Raw genomic sequence first — 13,980 nt, 5'->3', positions numbered from 1 at the left:
ATCTGTTCAGCTTTGCAAATCAATAAACCAATTATTTTTTCAATTCCGTATTATTTATTAACCACTATGAAAAGAATATTTACTATTTCAGGGTTGATGTTGTTACTGTTATTTTGCTATGACGCAGCGTTTGCACAAAACGTTACAATAAAAGGTAAAGTAACTGATGGCAAAACAGGCGAAGCCCTGATAGGCGTGTCTGTTTCAGTTAAAGGAACAACAGTAGGTACCCAAACAGATGTAAATGGCGCGTTCACGCTTAACGCCCCCGCAAATTCCACGTTAAATGTTGCTTATATAGGCTACACTACACAAACAGTAGCAGCAGGTACGCAAACAACTATTAACATAACACTGCAGCCGCAAACCAACGAGTTACAGCAGGTTGTTGTTATTGGTTACGGTACGCAACGTAAACTTGATGTAACCGGTTCTATTGCCACCGTGAAAGGTGCCGATGTAGCTAAACAAGCATCAACAACTGCATTAAGCGGTTTACAAGGTAAAGTATCGGGCGTGCAAATTACCAACAGCGGTTCGCCGGGTAAATCTCCTGATATTACTATCCGTGGTTTAGGAACTATCTATGGTAACACTAAACCATTATTTGTGGTTGATGGTGTTTGGTATGATGATATCAGCTTCCTTAACCCGCAGGATATCGAGAGCTTCAGCATTTTGAAAGATGCTTCGAGCACTGCTATTTACGGTATCCGTGCTGCCAATGGTGTGGTATTGATTGGTACTAAACGCGGTACTAAAGGCAAACCTGTTATTAACTACAATGGCTTCGTAGGTTTCCAGGCGGTTACCAACCAGGTTAAAATGGCTAATGGTACCGAATATGCTACAGCGGTTAATGAGCTATCAGCATTAAACGGTGGCGATCCTATTTTTGCCGATCCTGCTAGCTATGGCAAGGGTACCGACTGGTACAAGCAAATACTGCGCAAAGCATTTGTTACCAATCATGAAGGTTCAATTAGCGGTGGTACGGATAAATACACTTACAATTATTCGTTCGGTTATCTTAACCAGGATGGTTTAGCGCAAACCAACAACTATCAGCGCTACACAGTTCACTTATCTAATGATTTTAAGCCAACCAAAAACTTAAAGTTTGGTTACACTGCAAGCGGCTTATCTGATGTATCGCGTGATGTAAGCGGCGATATTTTCCACCAGTTATTTGGTGCCGCCCCTACTTTACCAGTACGCAAAGCCGATGGCGGTTATGGTGATCCTAACGATTATGGTACAGGTGATGGTAATAACTATAACCCACAAGCTACGATCGACTTTTTTAACCAACGCACCAAAAACAAGCGCTTTACTTATAACGCTTATGGCGAGGTTACCTTCCTTAAAAACTTCAAGTTTAAATCGAGCTTTGGTGGCGATATCAGCCAAAATGAGGTGCGGAATTTTACACCAGAATATCAGGCCACTGTGCGCCAACAGAGCAATAAAACCAGTTTGGATATAAACCATACCGATGTGCGTAACTGGATCTGGGAAAACACCTTAACTTATGATGTTAAATTAAAAGATCATAAAATCACCGCTTTGTTAGGTTATAGTGCGCAGAACAACACTACCAAACAAATAGCAGGTAATGCCGATTACGTTCCTTACGTAAAAAATGGTAGCATCCGTAGTTCATTTCCTGATACTACAAATGTGAACTATCTGGCAACTCCGGGCAGTCAGATTCATACTCGCGCCTTATCGCAGTTTGCCCGTGTTAACTACTCGTATAAAGATAAATACCTGTTAAATGCTTCTATCCGTAGGGATGGTGCTTCTCAGTTCTACGGCGATCATACTTATGGTTACTTCCCATCGGTAGGTGCTGGCTGGGTAGTTACCAACGAAGGATTCATGAAAGATCAAAAAGTGTTCAGCAACCTGAAACTTCGCGGAAGCTGGGGTAAGGTAGGTAACTCTGGTGTACCTATTAACCCAACCGTACAGGTTATCGCTACTGATCCTTACCTAACCGGCTTATTCGGTAATCCAACTACTATTTATCCTGGTGCAAGCATCAACTCAATAGTGCCTCCGTCTATCGTTTGGGAAAAAACAGTATCATCTGATTTTGGTATCGAAGGCGGTTTACTTGATAACAGACTTACTTTCGAGGCTGATTACTACAACCGCGAAACCCAGGATGCTATTTTCGCTATCCCGGTAGCAGGTTCATTGGGCACCAATAACAGCTCATTAATTGGTAACCAGGCCAGCATCCAAAACAGGGGCTGGGAGTTTTCATTAGGCTGGAAAGGCGCACCTTCAAGCGGTTTTACCTATAGCGTAAGCGCTAACCTTGGTATCAACAGCAATAAAGTGCTTAAAGTTGTAACCGGCGAAAACCCTATTTATGATGGTGGCGCAGGTATTGCCAATGGCGCGTTGGCAACACGTACTGTAGTTGGCCAGCCTATAGGTCAGTTTTATGGTTATAAAGTAACCGGTATTTTCCAAACAGCTGCGCAGGTTGCTGCATCTAAACAAACCGGCGCTGCTCCCGGCGATTTCATTTACCAGGATACCAATAACGATGGCATTCTGGATAGCCGCGACCGTGTAGCTTTAGGTAGTCCGTTGCCAAAATACAACTACGGTATCAACACTACATTCAATTACAAAAGTTTTGACCTTACTTTAGATTTTCAGGGTGTGGCCGGTGTAAGCGTATATAATGCCAACATTGCTTACCGCTTTGGTAACGAAAATTTCACCCAGGATTTTTACGAACACCGCTGGCATGGTGCTAATACCTCAAATACCTACCCATCGGTAAATGTTGGTAAAAACAGCAATGCCGCCCCTAACTCTTTCTATGTTGAAAGTGGTGCTTACTTCAGGATGAGGAACGCCCAGCTTGGTTACACCTTGCCTGGCAACTTCCTTAAAAAACTGAATGTATCAAGGATCAGGGTTTATGCCAATGCGCAAAACGCGATTAACTTATTCGGTTATAAAGGCTTCTCGCCCGAAATTGGTGGTGATGTAGGTAGTCGTGGTATCGACGCGAGTGTATACCCGCTATACGCTACTTATAACTTTGGTGTTAACGTTACTTTTTAATCAATATAAAGATGAAAAACAGTAAAAAATATTTGTATAAGGTTTTTGTATTAGGCTTTATCATTTCAATCATATCGTTTCAAAGCTGTAAAAAAAGCTTTTTAAATGTTGATCCGGCCCAGAATACGGCGGCAACTCAATTCTTTAAAACTCAGGATGATGCTACCAAAGCGGTTAGCGCTATGTATGCTAACCTCAGGGAGTATAACAATATTGCTTTCCCGCCTATCGCTATCGAGAGTATGGGATCTGACGATGTGGAAAAAGGTAGTAGCGCCAGTGATGCTACGTTCTTTAACGATTATCACAATTTTACTATTACCGCTGGTGATGGACAGTTAGGTGGTTTTTGGAAATCTCAGTATCAAAATATCAATTTTGCTAACCAGATCCTGACCAATGTACCGGGCATTACTATGGATGAAACTTTGAAAGCACGTTACCTGGCCGAGGCTAAATTTATCCGTGCTTATTCATACTTCAGGTTGGTTAGGGCTTTTGGCGATGTGCCCTTGCGTTTAACTTTGCCTAAAGATGCATCAGAATATAACCTGCCCCGTACTGCTAAAGAGCAGGTATGGGCTGCAATTGAAACCGACCTGACCGATGCAGCTAACGTTTTACCTCAAACTTATAGCGCTGCCGATATTGGCCATGCTACAAAAGGTGCAGCTGTTACATTACACGCTAAAGTAGCCATGTACCTGAAAAAATGGGCTGATGTATTAACCTACACCAACCAGGTAATGGCAATGGGCTATTCGTTGTTCCCTGATTATGAGCAAATGTTCCGCACTAATCATAAAAACAATCAGGAATCGATATTTGAAATTCAGTGTGCTTTGATCCCTAACAACCCTGATGCATCAAACTCGCAATACTCGCAGGTACAGGGTGTACGTGGTTCAACCGGTGGCGGCTGGGGCTTTAACGTGCCAAGCGCAGGCTTAGCGGCAGCTTACGAAACCGGCGACCCACGCAGGGATGCTACAATCATCTTCAGAGGTGAAACTACTCCGGAGGGCGATAAGATCCCGGCTACAGGTGATAACCCGATGTATAACCAAAAATCATACGTTCCATTCAGCATGTATGTTTCTGGTTTTAACGAAGGTTGCCAGCAAAACAAAATTGTATTACGTTATGCCGATGTTTTGTTGATGAACGCTGAGGCTAATAATGAGCTTGGAAATTCGGCAGCGGCCATTGCTCCATTGGAGTTAGTTCGCGCTCGTGCCCGTGCAGGTAACAACGCAATCTTGCCTAAAGTAACTACAACAGATCAGGCTACTTTACGTACTGCTATCTATCAGGAAAGACGTGTTGAGCTGGCTATGGAATTTGAACGTTATTTCGACGTTATCCGCCAGGGCAGAGGTACGGCCGTGTTTGGTTCACGTGGCTTCAAAGCAGGCAAAAACGAAGTTTGGCCCGTGCCACAAAATGAAATTGACCTGAGCGGTGGCGCTTTAACACAAAACCCGGGTTATTAATTAATCCCCCTGTTTATAATATTCACAGTTGATTGATTATGAGGTTGCCTTGTTGGGTTTACAGGCAGCCTCTTTTTTATCCGTTTGTTTTTACAAAGCATCATTTTTAATGGTGAGATAAAACAGCTTTATGAAAAAACTATTTATTACCCCGATCCTGCTTTTACTTACATTTTCTGGCTTTGCCCAAAAGCAAACCAAAAAGGCCGAGGATGGCATTAAACCGGTAGGTGTTATCAAAAACCTTACGGATAGTGCCTTGCTTGATGTGGTGCAGCGCCAGACCTTCAGATACTTTTGGGATTTCGGTCACCCGGTAAGCGGCTTGGCCCGAGAGCGCAGCAATAAATCATTTGATTATGGTGATGAAGTGGTAACCACCGGCGGCTCGGGGTTTGGTGTAATGTCATTAATTGTAGCCGATAGCCGTAAATGGATCACGCACGAGCAGGCGGTTGACAGGATGCTAAAGATCGTGAGGTTTTTAAGCAAGGTCGATGAGTTTCACGGAGCTTTCCCACACTGGTTAAACGGCGAAACCGGTAAAGTGATCCGTTTTGGCCGTAAGGACGATGGCGCTGATATTGTTGAATCTGCCTATCTGTTCCAGGGGCTTTTGTGCGCCAGGCAGTACTTTAATGCCGATAACCCGAAAGAAAATACCATCCGGGGTATGATCAACGGTTTGTGGGGCGATATGGAATGGAACTGGTTTACCCGCGACGGTCGTGATGCTTTATACTGGCACTGGAGCCCTAACAATGGCTGGGCCATGAACTTCCCTATCCATGGTTTTAACGAGTGTTTGATCACCTATGTATTAGCCGCTTCGGCAGATCGTTACCCTGTTAGTGCCGATGTATATCACCGTGGCTGGGCGCAAAGCGATTTTTTTAAAAACGGTAAAACTTATTATGGTTTTAAATTGCCTTTAGGGTTTGATTATGGTGGTCCGTTGTTCTTTTCGCAATACTCGTTTTTGGGTTTAAACCCAAAAGGTTTAAAGGATGAGTATGCTGATTACTGGGAGCAGAACAGAAACCATACGCTTATTAACCATGCTTACTGCGTTGATAATCCTAAAAAATACAAAGGCTACGGCGAAAACTGCTGGGGCTTAACCGCCAGCGATAACTACGAAGGTTATAATGCCCATGCGCCAAACAATGACCTGGGTGTGATCACACCAACGGCCGCGCTATCTGCATTTCCATACACTCCGGAGTACTCAATGAAAGCCTTACGCCATTTTTACTATGATCTTGGCGATAAGATCTGGGGCGAATACGGTTTTACTGACGCCTTCAGCGAATCGCATAACTGGTATGCTAATTCGTACCTGGCAATCGATCAGGGGCCGATCATTGTAATGATCGAGAACTATCGTACCGGTTTACTTTGGAAACTTTTTATGAGCTGTCCTGAAGTTCAGGGTGGTTTGAAAAAGCTGGGTTTTGAAAGCCCTGCTATCGCCAAAAATTAAATCGACCAAAAAAATAAACAAAAGGTGCTTAAAGAGGTTAAATTTGTTTTCGTACACTAAATCTGTGCGAAAACAGTTTAACCTTTTATCTATGATCAAAACAATACTCACTATAGCAATGCTAAGCTTATTCTTAGCATTCTCTTTCTCTGCCGGGGCCCAAAATGTGTCGTCGTATGATAGAGGCAGTTTTCTTTTTAAGGTAGATACACTACCATATCGCATATTATTCCCAAAGCATTTTAATCCCACACAAAAGTACCCCCTGGTGTTTGTACTTCACGGCTCGGGCGAGCGTGGTAACAATAATGAATCGCAGTTGGCTTATGGCGCGCAAAGGTTTTTGCAGGATAGCGTGAGAGAGATGTACGAGTCTATTGTAGTTTTTCCTCAATGCCCGGCTAAAAGCTACTGGAGTAATGTTAAACAGGTAACTGATTCGGCAACTAATAAGCGCAAATTCATTTTTCAGGAAGATGCCCCACCTACCATGGCCATGGTAATGCTGATGGGCCTGGTTGAGCAGTTTTTAGATAAACCTTTTGTTGATAAACACAAAGTGTATGTAGGCGGCCTGAGTATGGGCGGGATGGGCACATTCGAGATCATTGGTCGCGAGCCTAAGGTATTCGCAGCGGCGTTTGCTATTTGCGGTGGCGATAATACGTTAAACGCTAAAAAATATGCCAAGAAAGTACCGTTGTGGATCTTCCATGGCAATAATGACCCGGTAGTCCCGGCAGATCATTCGCAGGTTATCGTAGATGCTATCAAGGAGGCAGGAGGGAACCCACGGTTTACTTTATATCCGGGCGTTGGCCATAACAGTTGGGATAATGCTTTTAAAGAGCCTGATCTGTTGCATTGGCTGTTTTCGCATAGTAAGTAAAATAGCAAAATCGGAAACTGGTTGAAGTTTAGCGATAGTGTAACTTCGACCCTTACTGTGTTAAGCTTTCAGCTTAACTCGGAGCCGTTGTTGGTGTTGTCACCAACAACTCTGCGCCATGCGTCATGGATTTAGTGCTCAACAAAAGATTTTCGTTAACAGAAGTTGTTGGTGACAACACCAACAACGGCGGGGAAATGACAAAGTATTTTAAAGTGCTGGAGTGGTTATTGTATTTAGCCCCGGAAGCAGAATGCTTCCGCCAGTTTAGGACGAAGTTACGCTATCGCTAAACTTCGACCAGAGATCGTGACAGTGAAAAATATTATTCTTCTCCCTCAGATTTCTTAGGAGTAGTTTTAGCGTTAAAGCGCGGTTTAAAACCAAGTTTAGGTGCAGGAGTTTCAGCTGCAGGTGGTTGGGGCTCTTCCGGTGTGGGCTGCTCATCCTTTTTCTCCTCGATTGGTGCCTCGTTCTCAACTGCCGGTTTAGGCTTAATTGTAGCCGCGTTAAAACGTGGTTTGAAGCCTAGTTTGGGTGCCGGAGTATCTGTAGCTATTGTTTGAGGCTCTTCCGTGGAGAGTTCTTCCTTTTTTTCTTCAACGGGGGCTGTTGCCTCTTCGGTAGGCTTAGGCTTCATGGTTGCCGCGTTGAAACGCGGCTTGAAACCTAATTTTGGCGCAGGAGTTTCTGTGGCTTGTGCTTGAGGCTCTTCAACAGGTGTGTCCTCTTTTTTATCTTCAACAATCGGGGCTTTCTCTTCAGCAGCAGGTTTGGGTTTAACCATCGCTGCATTGAAGCGTGGTTTGAAGCCCATTTTCGGAGCAGGTTTCTCTTCGGCGGGTTGAGGTGCTTCAGCTACTGGGTCGTCGATTTTTTCTTTAGCCGGAGCATCTTCCACTGGTTTAGGCTTCATGGCCACGGCGTTGAAGCGCGGTTTAAAGCCCATTTTAGGCGCTGGTTTTTCTTCAGTTGTTCGTGGCGCTTCAGTAGTGATTTCTTCGGTTTTATTTTCTGTTGATGCTTCCGCTTCGGCAGGCTTCGGTTTCACCATGGCCGGGTTAAAGCGAGGTTTGAAACCTGGTTTAGCAGTTGCTGGTGTCTCGGTTGTTGATGCCGGGGTATCGGTTTTGGCTTCGGCTGGTGTTTCCTGTGAAGGTGTTTCACTATCCGTTGGTTTGGCTTTCGCCATTGCCGGGTTAAATCGCGGCTTAAATGCCGGTTTAGCTGTAGTTTCGGTATCGGGTGTTTCAGCAGTGGTTGGTTCTGTAACCTGTTCCTTAGGCTCTTCAGCAGGGGGTGTTGGCTTAGCGGTAACCGGGGCGCGGAATTTAGGCGTAAAGCCAACTTTGGAGGCTGTACCGGGTTCGACCAAACTTTCGGTAATGGTTTGCTCGGCCAGTGGGTTTTTGATATGTACTTTTTCGGTTTTTACCTCAACCGGGATAGGGAACTGGCGGCGCAGTTTATTGAACCAGTACTTTTTGGTATGGTCGAAGCTTTTTTCGCCCATCTGCTCAAAATGGTTTTGAAATTCAGAAAACAAAGCGGGCTGATCCTGTTGTAAGGCTGCCAGATCAATTCTTTTCTTCTTAAAAAAATCTTCAAAAACCATATTTGTTTAGATGTGAGAATCAGGAATCAAGAGTGTAAGACAGAAGAGGTTTTAATCTTATTTTCTGACTCTTTTTCTTGCTTCCTGACTCTTGCCGTCTTGAGTTTCACTCAGAGCGTTACGTCAGTATCCAGTTTATTAAACCTGATGCCTTTTTCGGTCTGGCTCCAGTCTTCACGTTCCTCATCGGTTGCGTTAAGCAATTTGGGAAACCATTCCAGTGGGAAAGCCTGTGGTTTGCCGCCATCACTCTCAACAAAAAGCAGACCGTTAGCAAAAGTTACCTTTACTTTACGTTCGCCTTTTCGTGTGTTTAGTAGTGGCATATTATTTAATTAAACCGTCATTGCGAGGTACGAAGCAACCGCGAACTATACAGGGCGGACCTGCCTGCGTGAGATTGCTTCGTACTTCGCAATGACGAGTTGGTATAAATTTCAGGGCTTATTCCGCCATGTTATGGTAAACCGCCTGCACATCGTCATCCTCTTCCAAACGATCAATCAGTTTCATGATCTCCGGAACCTGCTCTTCAGTTACTGAGTGGAATGACTGTGGGATACGCTCTAACTTGGCCGATTTGGTTTCGATACCCATCTCCTCCAAAGTTTTCTGCATTTTGCCAAAATCTTCAAAAGCGGTATGGATCACGGCTACGTCATTACCGTTTTCGTCGGCTTCAACGAATATTTCTTCCAAGCCTGCATCAATCAGTTCCAGTTCCAATTCTTCTAGGTCACGGTCGCCAGGCTCAAAGGTGAAAACTGATTTACGGGTGAATATAAAATCAAGTGAACCGGTTTTACCTAACGAACCGCCGTATTTAGTAAAATAGCTGCGTACGTTGGCAACGGTACGGTTGGTGTTATCGGTAGCGGTTTCAACCAGTACAGCAACACCGTATGAGGCATAACCTTCGTAAACAAGTTCTTCGTAGTCTTTTTCGTCGCGGCTTGATGCACGTTTAATAGCGGCCTCAACACGGTCTTTAGGCATGTTTACGGCTTTGGCGTTTTGAACGGCTGTACGCAGGCGCGAGTTGGTGTTTACATCGCCGCCGCCGGCTTTAACAGCCATCACAATCTCTTTACCTAAACGGGTAAACTGCACCGCCATTTTGGCCCAGCGCTTAAATTTTCTTTCTTTACGGAATTCGAATGCTCTTCCCATGTGTTTTAGTTCATTGTTCGTGGTTGATGGTTCATGGATCAACCTTGTTGTTTCACAAGCGCTTGCCATAAAAAGCAAGGCTGTAAATATAATATTTGTTTAACTAAAGGCCGATAAAAACCTTTAACCTTTGTACTTTCGTTTTAAACCTTAAATTGAATACGGATAAAAACCTTTAACCTTTCGCCTTTACCCTTTTACCTATCTTAAACGATGTTTTTCAGGTTGCTCAGCATATCAGCCACCATTTTAGGTAGATCATACTCCAACTGCCAGCCCCAATCATTTTGAGCGTAGCTGTCATCTATCGATTTGGGCCAGCTATCGGCAATAGCCTGGCGCGGGTCGTTGTCACTGTAGCTGATCTCAAAACCGGGAATCAGTTTCTGGATCTCGGCTGCTAACTGCTCGGGAGTAAAACTAATACCTGCTAAATTATATGATGAACGGATGCTGATCTTTTCGGCCGGGGCATCCATTAGGCTAATAGTAGCGCGGATAGCATCGTCCATATACATCATGGGCAAGGCAGTACCTTCGGTCAAAAAGCTTTCGTATTTGCCGGTTTTTAAAGCCTGGTGAAATATGTGTACCGCGTAATCGGTAGTTCCGCCGCCCGGATTGGCTTTCCATCCTATCAGGCCGGGGTAACGGATGCTGCGTACGTCCAGCCCGTATTTATTAAAGTAGTATTCGCACCAACGCTCGCCCGCAAGTTTACTGAAACCATAAACCGTGTTAGGATCCATTACGCAATACTGCGGCGTATTATGCTGCGGCGAATGCGGACCGAATACGGCTATCGAGCTTGGCCAGAAAACTTTACTCACCTTAAACTCTACCGCAAAATCGAGGATATGCAGCAGGCCGGTCATGTTCAGATCCCAGGCCATTTTGGGTTTTTGTTCGCCTACGGCCGATAAGATAGCCGCTAACAGGTAAACCTGCGTTGGGCGGTGTTTATCAAATATGTGGTGCAGATTATCTTTATCAAGCACGTTCACCAGTTCGAACGGGCCTGTGCTGCTGCGCATAGCATAGGTAGGGCTGTTGATATCCGAAGCTACAACCGCCTCGGCCCCATGTATATTTCTCAAAGCCATTACCAGTTCGGTGCCTATTTGTCCGTTAGCCCCGATCACTAAAATCTTTTCGCTCATCAATTTTGAGTTTTACGGGGCAAAGGTAGGAAATTGACCGTTGATTATGTTTGATTGCGTTGATTGCGCTGATTTCTTTTTGGGGTGATTATAATGATTGATTTGATTTTGGGGATTACACCGATTTTGTTTAGTGGTTTGTTTAATGTTCACGAAAACTGCGTTAGCGATAGTAGCGGATACCGGCCTTGTGGCTAATGCCCGTGCAGTATGAGCGGATAGCGCGGGCCGGAGGTAACGCCATGATTAATTCGGATTTGTGATTTTGTCTGAACCCGATTTTTAATGAATTTTGAGAATTTATTGAATTTGCTCGGCATTCTGTCTAATTCCTTAATTCCCCCAAATTCGAGTTCAGACAAAAAATCAGCGAAATCAACGCAATCAAAATCATCAGCGGTTCAAAATCTGTGTAACCCCAAAAACAAAACAACCACTCTCCTAATCCAACCCAATCAACCATTCACTAATCCCCACCAAAACCATAGACTTAATATTTCTCCGATACCAAAAAAATGTGCATATTTGAGGGTTTAACTTTTAAAACACATAAATCAAATAAAAACGGACCGCTGTGAAGCAGTCCGGATACATTCAAAAACAATTTAAAAATGAAAGTCGCAGTAGTAGGTGCTACAGGATTAGTAGGCACCAAAATGTTGCAGGTTCTTGCAGAACGCAACTTCCCCGTTACAGAATTAATTCCCGTAGCTTCAGAAAAAAGTATTGGTAAAGAAATTACTTTTAAGGGTAAGCAATTTAAGGTGGTTTCTGTTGAGGATGCGATTAAGATGAAGCCGGACGTAGCGATTTTCTCGGCCGGCGGAAGCACTTCATTACAGCAAGCTCCATTATTTGCGGCTGCTGGTACAACTGTTATTGATAACTCATCGGCATGGCGCATGGATCCAACCAAAAAACTGGTTGTTCCTGAAGTTAACGCTGATGTTTTAACTGCCGAAGATAAGATCATTGCCAACCCAAATTGCTCAACTATACAAATGGTAGTGGCCTTAAAACCGCTGCACGATAAATATAAAATTAAAAGGGTGGTAGTTTCAACCTACCAATCAGTTACCGGTACAGGTGTTAAAGCTGTTGATCAGTTGTTTAACGAGCGTAACGGTGTTGACGGACCGAAAGTGTATCCTTACACTATCGACCTGAACGTGATCCCGCAGATTGACGTATTTACCGAAAACGGTTATACAAAAGAGGAAATGAAAATGATCCTCGAAACTAAAAAGATCATGGGCGATGACAGCATCAAAGTTACCGCTACTACTGTGCGGATCCCGGTTATGGGCGGCCACTCGGAATCGGTTAATATTGAGTTTGCTAACGATTTTGACCTTGCCGAAGTACGTGAGCTTTTAGCTAACGCGCCGGGTATTGTTGTGGTTGATGATACTGCTAACCTGAAATATCCAATGCCGCTTGACGCGCACGATAAAGATGAGGTGTTTGTAGGCCGCATCCGTCGCGACGAAACTCAGGATAATACCCTGAACTGCTGGATAGTATCAGATAACCTGCGTAAAGGTGCTGCTACCAATGCAGTGCAAATTGCTGAGTATTTGGCTGCCCAGCATTTGATCGGTCAGCCGGTTGAGGCGTAAGCAGAATATAATTATTAACGAGCCCCGTAGTGCAAGCTACGGGGCTTTTTTTGTGCGGATAATATTCTTAAATTTGAGTATGAACGAAATATTTTTCCTTGTTGAAGATGCGATAGAAGGGGGATACAATGCCCGTGCGATGGGCGAATCTATTTTTACCCAGGGAGATACGCTGGATGAGCTTAAAACTAATATCCGGGATGCAGTCCATTGCCATTTTGATGAAGATAAATTGCCGAAGATGATTCGCTTGCATTTTGTAAAAGAGGAAGTTATTACCGTTTGAATTTCCTGAAACAAATATGTCTCCTAAAGCGCCTCGCAATGTATCAGGGAAAGATCTGATCAAAGTCTTATCGAAGTATGGTTACGCAGTAGTACGACAAACAGGAAGCCATATCAGGTTGTCAATATCTCTTAATGACGGTATTAAAAGTATTACCGTTCCAAATCATGATCCTATCAAACTGGGAACACTTATGGCGATTATTAATGATGTGTCCGAGCAGTTAAAAATCAACAAGGATGATATAATTAGCAAGCTTTGAAATTTTATTGACGAAATTTTTTGATAGGGATAATCATTAGGCTATCCCTATTTTTATGCAGCAATATTTAACATGAAAACTTTAAATACATTATTTTTTCTATGCTGTTTGGCTGTTTCGGCTTTCGCCCAATCACCACAGGCCGTTGAAGCCGATCTGCTTAAATCATTTAAAAAAATAGAATACTGGCATCAAAAGCAAGATAACGGCGACGATGCCGCGAGCGATGCACTTGGCGATGCCAACGATGAGTTTGGCAATAAACTGAAAAATTACGCCGAGAGTTATCCTGCTTCAATAACCCAGCCTTTTGCTTCGTTGAAAAAAGAGCATTTGGATATGTTAACATCTGTAGATGGTTTATTCAGGATCTACTCGTGGGATACCTGGCAGGGAGGCACTATGCGCGATTTTTCAAACGTGCTGCAATACAAGATTGGGACTAAAACCAAATCGGTTTTGCTTACCGGCAGCCAGGAAACTTATATTCCTTTTTATACCAACCTGTATACTTTTAAAGCGGGCAGCAAAACTTATTACCTGGCTGTTTATGGCACTATCTATTCAACTAAAGATGCCGGGACGGGGATCAAAGTTTTTGATATTGAAAACGGAAAGCTGAATGACGATGTAGAGATCATTAAAACAGGCTCTGGTCTGAAAAGTAAGATCTACTATGATTATGATTTCTTCTCCGTAGTAGATATCGCTTTTGAAAAACGCCCGACCATCACTTTTGATCAGGCTACCCAAATAATCCATATCCCATTAGTTGAGGCAAAAGGCAAGGTAACCAAAAAGCTGATCAACTATAAATTTAACGGACAGTATTTTGAAAAAATAAAAAGCTAAAAAACAGGTTACTGGCGGCGATTATTGCCAAATATCCGCGCAAATTGCTTTTTTTGCGTAT

Annotated in this window: 13 protein-coding genes; 9 read left to right on the top strand and 4 right to left on the bottom strand. The window is 43.6% G+C overall.

The window, feature by feature from the left end; translation table 11 throughout:
- Positions 1 to 66 precede the first annotated feature (66 nt).
- The 5 genes from AAFN85_RS09235 to AAFN85_RS09215 all read left to right on the top strand — a co-directional run bounded on the left by AAFN85_RS09235 (position 67) and on the right by AAFN85_RS09215 (position 7,248).
- Positions 67 to 3,090, top strand: coding sequence for a TonB-dependent receptor (locus AAFN85_RS09235; protein WP_347526876.1), 3,024 nt, complete (start codon positions 67 to 69; stop codon positions 3,088 to 3,090).
- Between the two features lie 11 nt (positions 3,091 to 3,101).
- Positions 3,102 to 4,583: a RagB/SusD family nutrient uptake outer membrane protein gene (locus AAFN85_RS09230; RefSeq protein WP_347526875.1), complete on the top strand. Its 1,482-nt coding sequence runs from the start codon at positions 3,102 to 3,104 to the stop codon at positions 4,581 to 4,583.
- Between the two features lie 130 nt (positions 4,584 to 4,713).
- Positions 4,714 to 6,066, top strand: coding sequence for a glucoamylase family protein (locus tag AAFN85_RS09225; protein WP_347526874.1), 1,353 nt, complete (start codon positions 4,714 to 4,716; stop codon positions 6,064 to 6,066).
- A gap of 91 nt (positions 6,067 to 6,157) precedes the next feature.
- Positions 6,158 to 6,955 carry a prolyl oligopeptidase family serine peptidase gene (locus AAFN85_RS09220; protein ID WP_347526873.1) on the top strand — a complete coding sequence of 266 codons (798 nt, stop codon included), beginning with the start codon at positions 6,158 to 6,160 and terminating at the stop codon, positions 6,953 to 6,955.
- Positions 6,956 to 7,080: 125 nt separating this feature from the next.
- Entirely contained in the window at positions 7,081 to 7,248 is a 168-nt protein-coding gene (locus AAFN85_RS09215; protein ID WP_347526872.1) for a hypothetical protein, read from the top strand.
- Positions 7,249 to 7,280: 32 nt separating this feature from the next.
- Here the strand turns inward: AAFN85_RS09215 and AAFN85_RS09210 are convergent, their stop codons facing one another.
- From AAFN85_RS09210 to AAFN85_RS09195, 4 genes are all read right to left on the bottom strand, one after another.
- Positions 7,281 to 8,570 carry a hypothetical protein gene (locus tag AAFN85_RS09210; protein WP_347526871.1) on the bottom strand — a complete coding sequence of 430 codons (1,290 nt, stop codon included), beginning with the start codon at positions 8,568 to 8,570 and terminating at the stop codon, positions 7,281 to 7,283.
- 110 nt (positions 8,571 to 8,680) lie between these two features.
- Entirely contained in the window at positions 8,681 to 8,896 is a 216-nt protein-coding gene (locus tag AAFN85_RS09205; protein WP_347526870.1) for a DUF2442 domain-containing protein, read from the bottom strand.
- A 118-nt stretch (positions 8,897 to 9,014) separates the two neighbouring features.
- Complete coding sequence (locus AAFN85_RS09200; RefSeq protein ID WP_347526869.1) at positions 9,015 to 9,740, bottom strand: YebC/PmpR family DNA-binding transcriptional regulator; 726 nt, start codon at positions 9,738 to 9,740, stop codon at positions 9,015 to 9,017.
- Between the two features lie 206 nt (positions 9,741 to 9,946).
- On the bottom strand, positions 9,947 to 10,900 hold the full coding sequence (locus AAFN85_RS09195) for an NAD-dependent epimerase/dehydratase family protein (protein WP_347526868.1): 954 nt from the start codon (positions 10,898 to 10,900) through the stop codon (positions 9,947 to 9,949).
- Positions 10,901 to 11,511: 611 nt separating this feature from the next.
- On the opposite strand from AAFN85_RS09195, the gene AAFN85_RS09190 reads away from it, so the two are divergent.
- The 4 genes from AAFN85_RS09190 to AAFN85_RS09175 all read left to right on the top strand — a co-directional run bounded on the left by AAFN85_RS09190 (position 11,512) and on the right by AAFN85_RS09175 (position 13,919).
- On the top strand, positions 11,512 to 12,519 hold the full coding sequence (locus AAFN85_RS09190) for an aspartate-semialdehyde dehydrogenase (RefSeq protein WP_119409192.1): 1,008 nt from the start codon (positions 11,512 to 11,514) through the stop codon (positions 12,517 to 12,519).
- Between the two features lie 79 nt (positions 12,520 to 12,598).
- Positions 12,599 to 12,805 (top strand): 2-oxoisovalerate dehydrogenase, encoded by a 207-nt coding sequence (locus AAFN85_RS09185; RefSeq protein WP_347526867.1) that lies wholly within the window; start codon positions 12,599 to 12,601, stop codon positions 12,803 to 12,805.
- Between the two features lie 16 nt (positions 12,806 to 12,821).
- Positions 12,822 to 13,067 (top strand): type II toxin-antitoxin system HicA family toxin, encoded by a 246-nt coding sequence (locus AAFN85_RS09180; protein WP_347526866.1) that lies wholly within the window; start codon positions 12,822 to 12,824, stop codon positions 13,065 to 13,067.
- Positions 13,068 to 13,139: 72 nt separating this feature from the next.
- Entirely contained in the window at positions 13,140 to 13,919 is a 780-nt protein-coding gene (locus AAFN85_RS09175; protein WP_347526865.1) for a hypothetical protein, read from the top strand.
- Positions 13,920 to 13,980: the final 61 nt, after the last annotated feature.

Source organism: Mucilaginibacter sp. CAU 1740 (genome assembly GCF_039839285.1).
GTDB lineage: Bacteria > Bacteroidota > Bacteroidia > Sphingobacteriales > Sphingobacteriaceae > Mucilaginibacter.
Note: the sequence above shows the minus strand (reverse complement) of the source record. Positions and strands in the feature narration are given on the sequence as shown.

Bases quoted from the DNA above. Each gene is read 5' to 3' on its own strand.
- AAFN85_RS09175 (WP_347526865.1), top strand. From the start codon at position 13,140: ATGAAAACTTTAAATACATTATTTTTTCTATGCTGTTTGGCTGTTTCG.
- AAFN85_RS09185 (WP_347526867.1), top strand. From the start codon at position 12,599: ATGAACGAAATATTTTTCCTTGTTGAAGATGCGATAGAAGGGGGATAC.
- AAFN85_RS09195 (WP_347526868.1), bottom strand. From the start codon at position 10,900: ATGAGCGAAAAGATTTTAGTGATCGGGGCTAACGGACAAATAGGCACC.
- AAFN85_RS09200 (WP_347526869.1), bottom strand. From the start codon at position 9,740: ATGGGAAGAGCATTCGAATTCCGTAAAGAAAGAAAATTTAAGCGCTGG.
- AAFN85_RS09210 (WP_347526871.1), bottom strand. From the start codon at position 8,570: ATGGTTTTTGAAGATTTTTTTAAGAAGAAAAGAATTGATCTGGCAGCC.
- AAFN85_RS09230 (WP_347526875.1), top strand. From the start codon at position 3,102: ATGAAAAACAGTAAAAAATATTTGTATAAGGTTTTTGTATTAGGCTTT.
- AAFN85_RS09225 (WP_347526874.1), top strand. From the start codon at position 4,714: ATGAAAAAACTATTTATTACCCCGATCCTGCTTTTACTTACATTTTCT.
- AAFN85_RS09205 (WP_347526870.1), bottom strand. From the start codon at position 8,896: ATGCCACTACTAAACACACGAAAAGGCGAACGTAAAGTAAAGGTAACT.
- AAFN85_RS09235 (WP_347526876.1), top strand. From the start codon at position 67: ATGAAAAGAATATTTACTATTTCAGGGTTGATGTTGTTACTGTTATTT.
- AAFN85_RS09180 (WP_347526866.1), top strand. From the start codon at position 12,822: ATGTCTCCTAAAGCGCCTCGCAATGTATCAGGGAAAGATCTGATCAAA.
- AAFN85_RS09215 (WP_347526872.1), top strand. From the start codon at position 7,081: ATGGATTTAGTGCTCAACAAAAGATTTTCGTTAACAGAAGTTGTTGGT.
- AAFN85_RS09220 (WP_347526873.1), top strand. From the start codon at position 6,158: ATGATCAAAACAATACTCACTATAGCAATGCTAAGCTTATTCTTAGCA.
- AAFN85_RS09190 (WP_119409192.1), top strand. From the start codon at position 11,512: ATGAAAGTCGCAGTAGTAGGTGCTACAGGATTAGTAGGCACCAAAATG.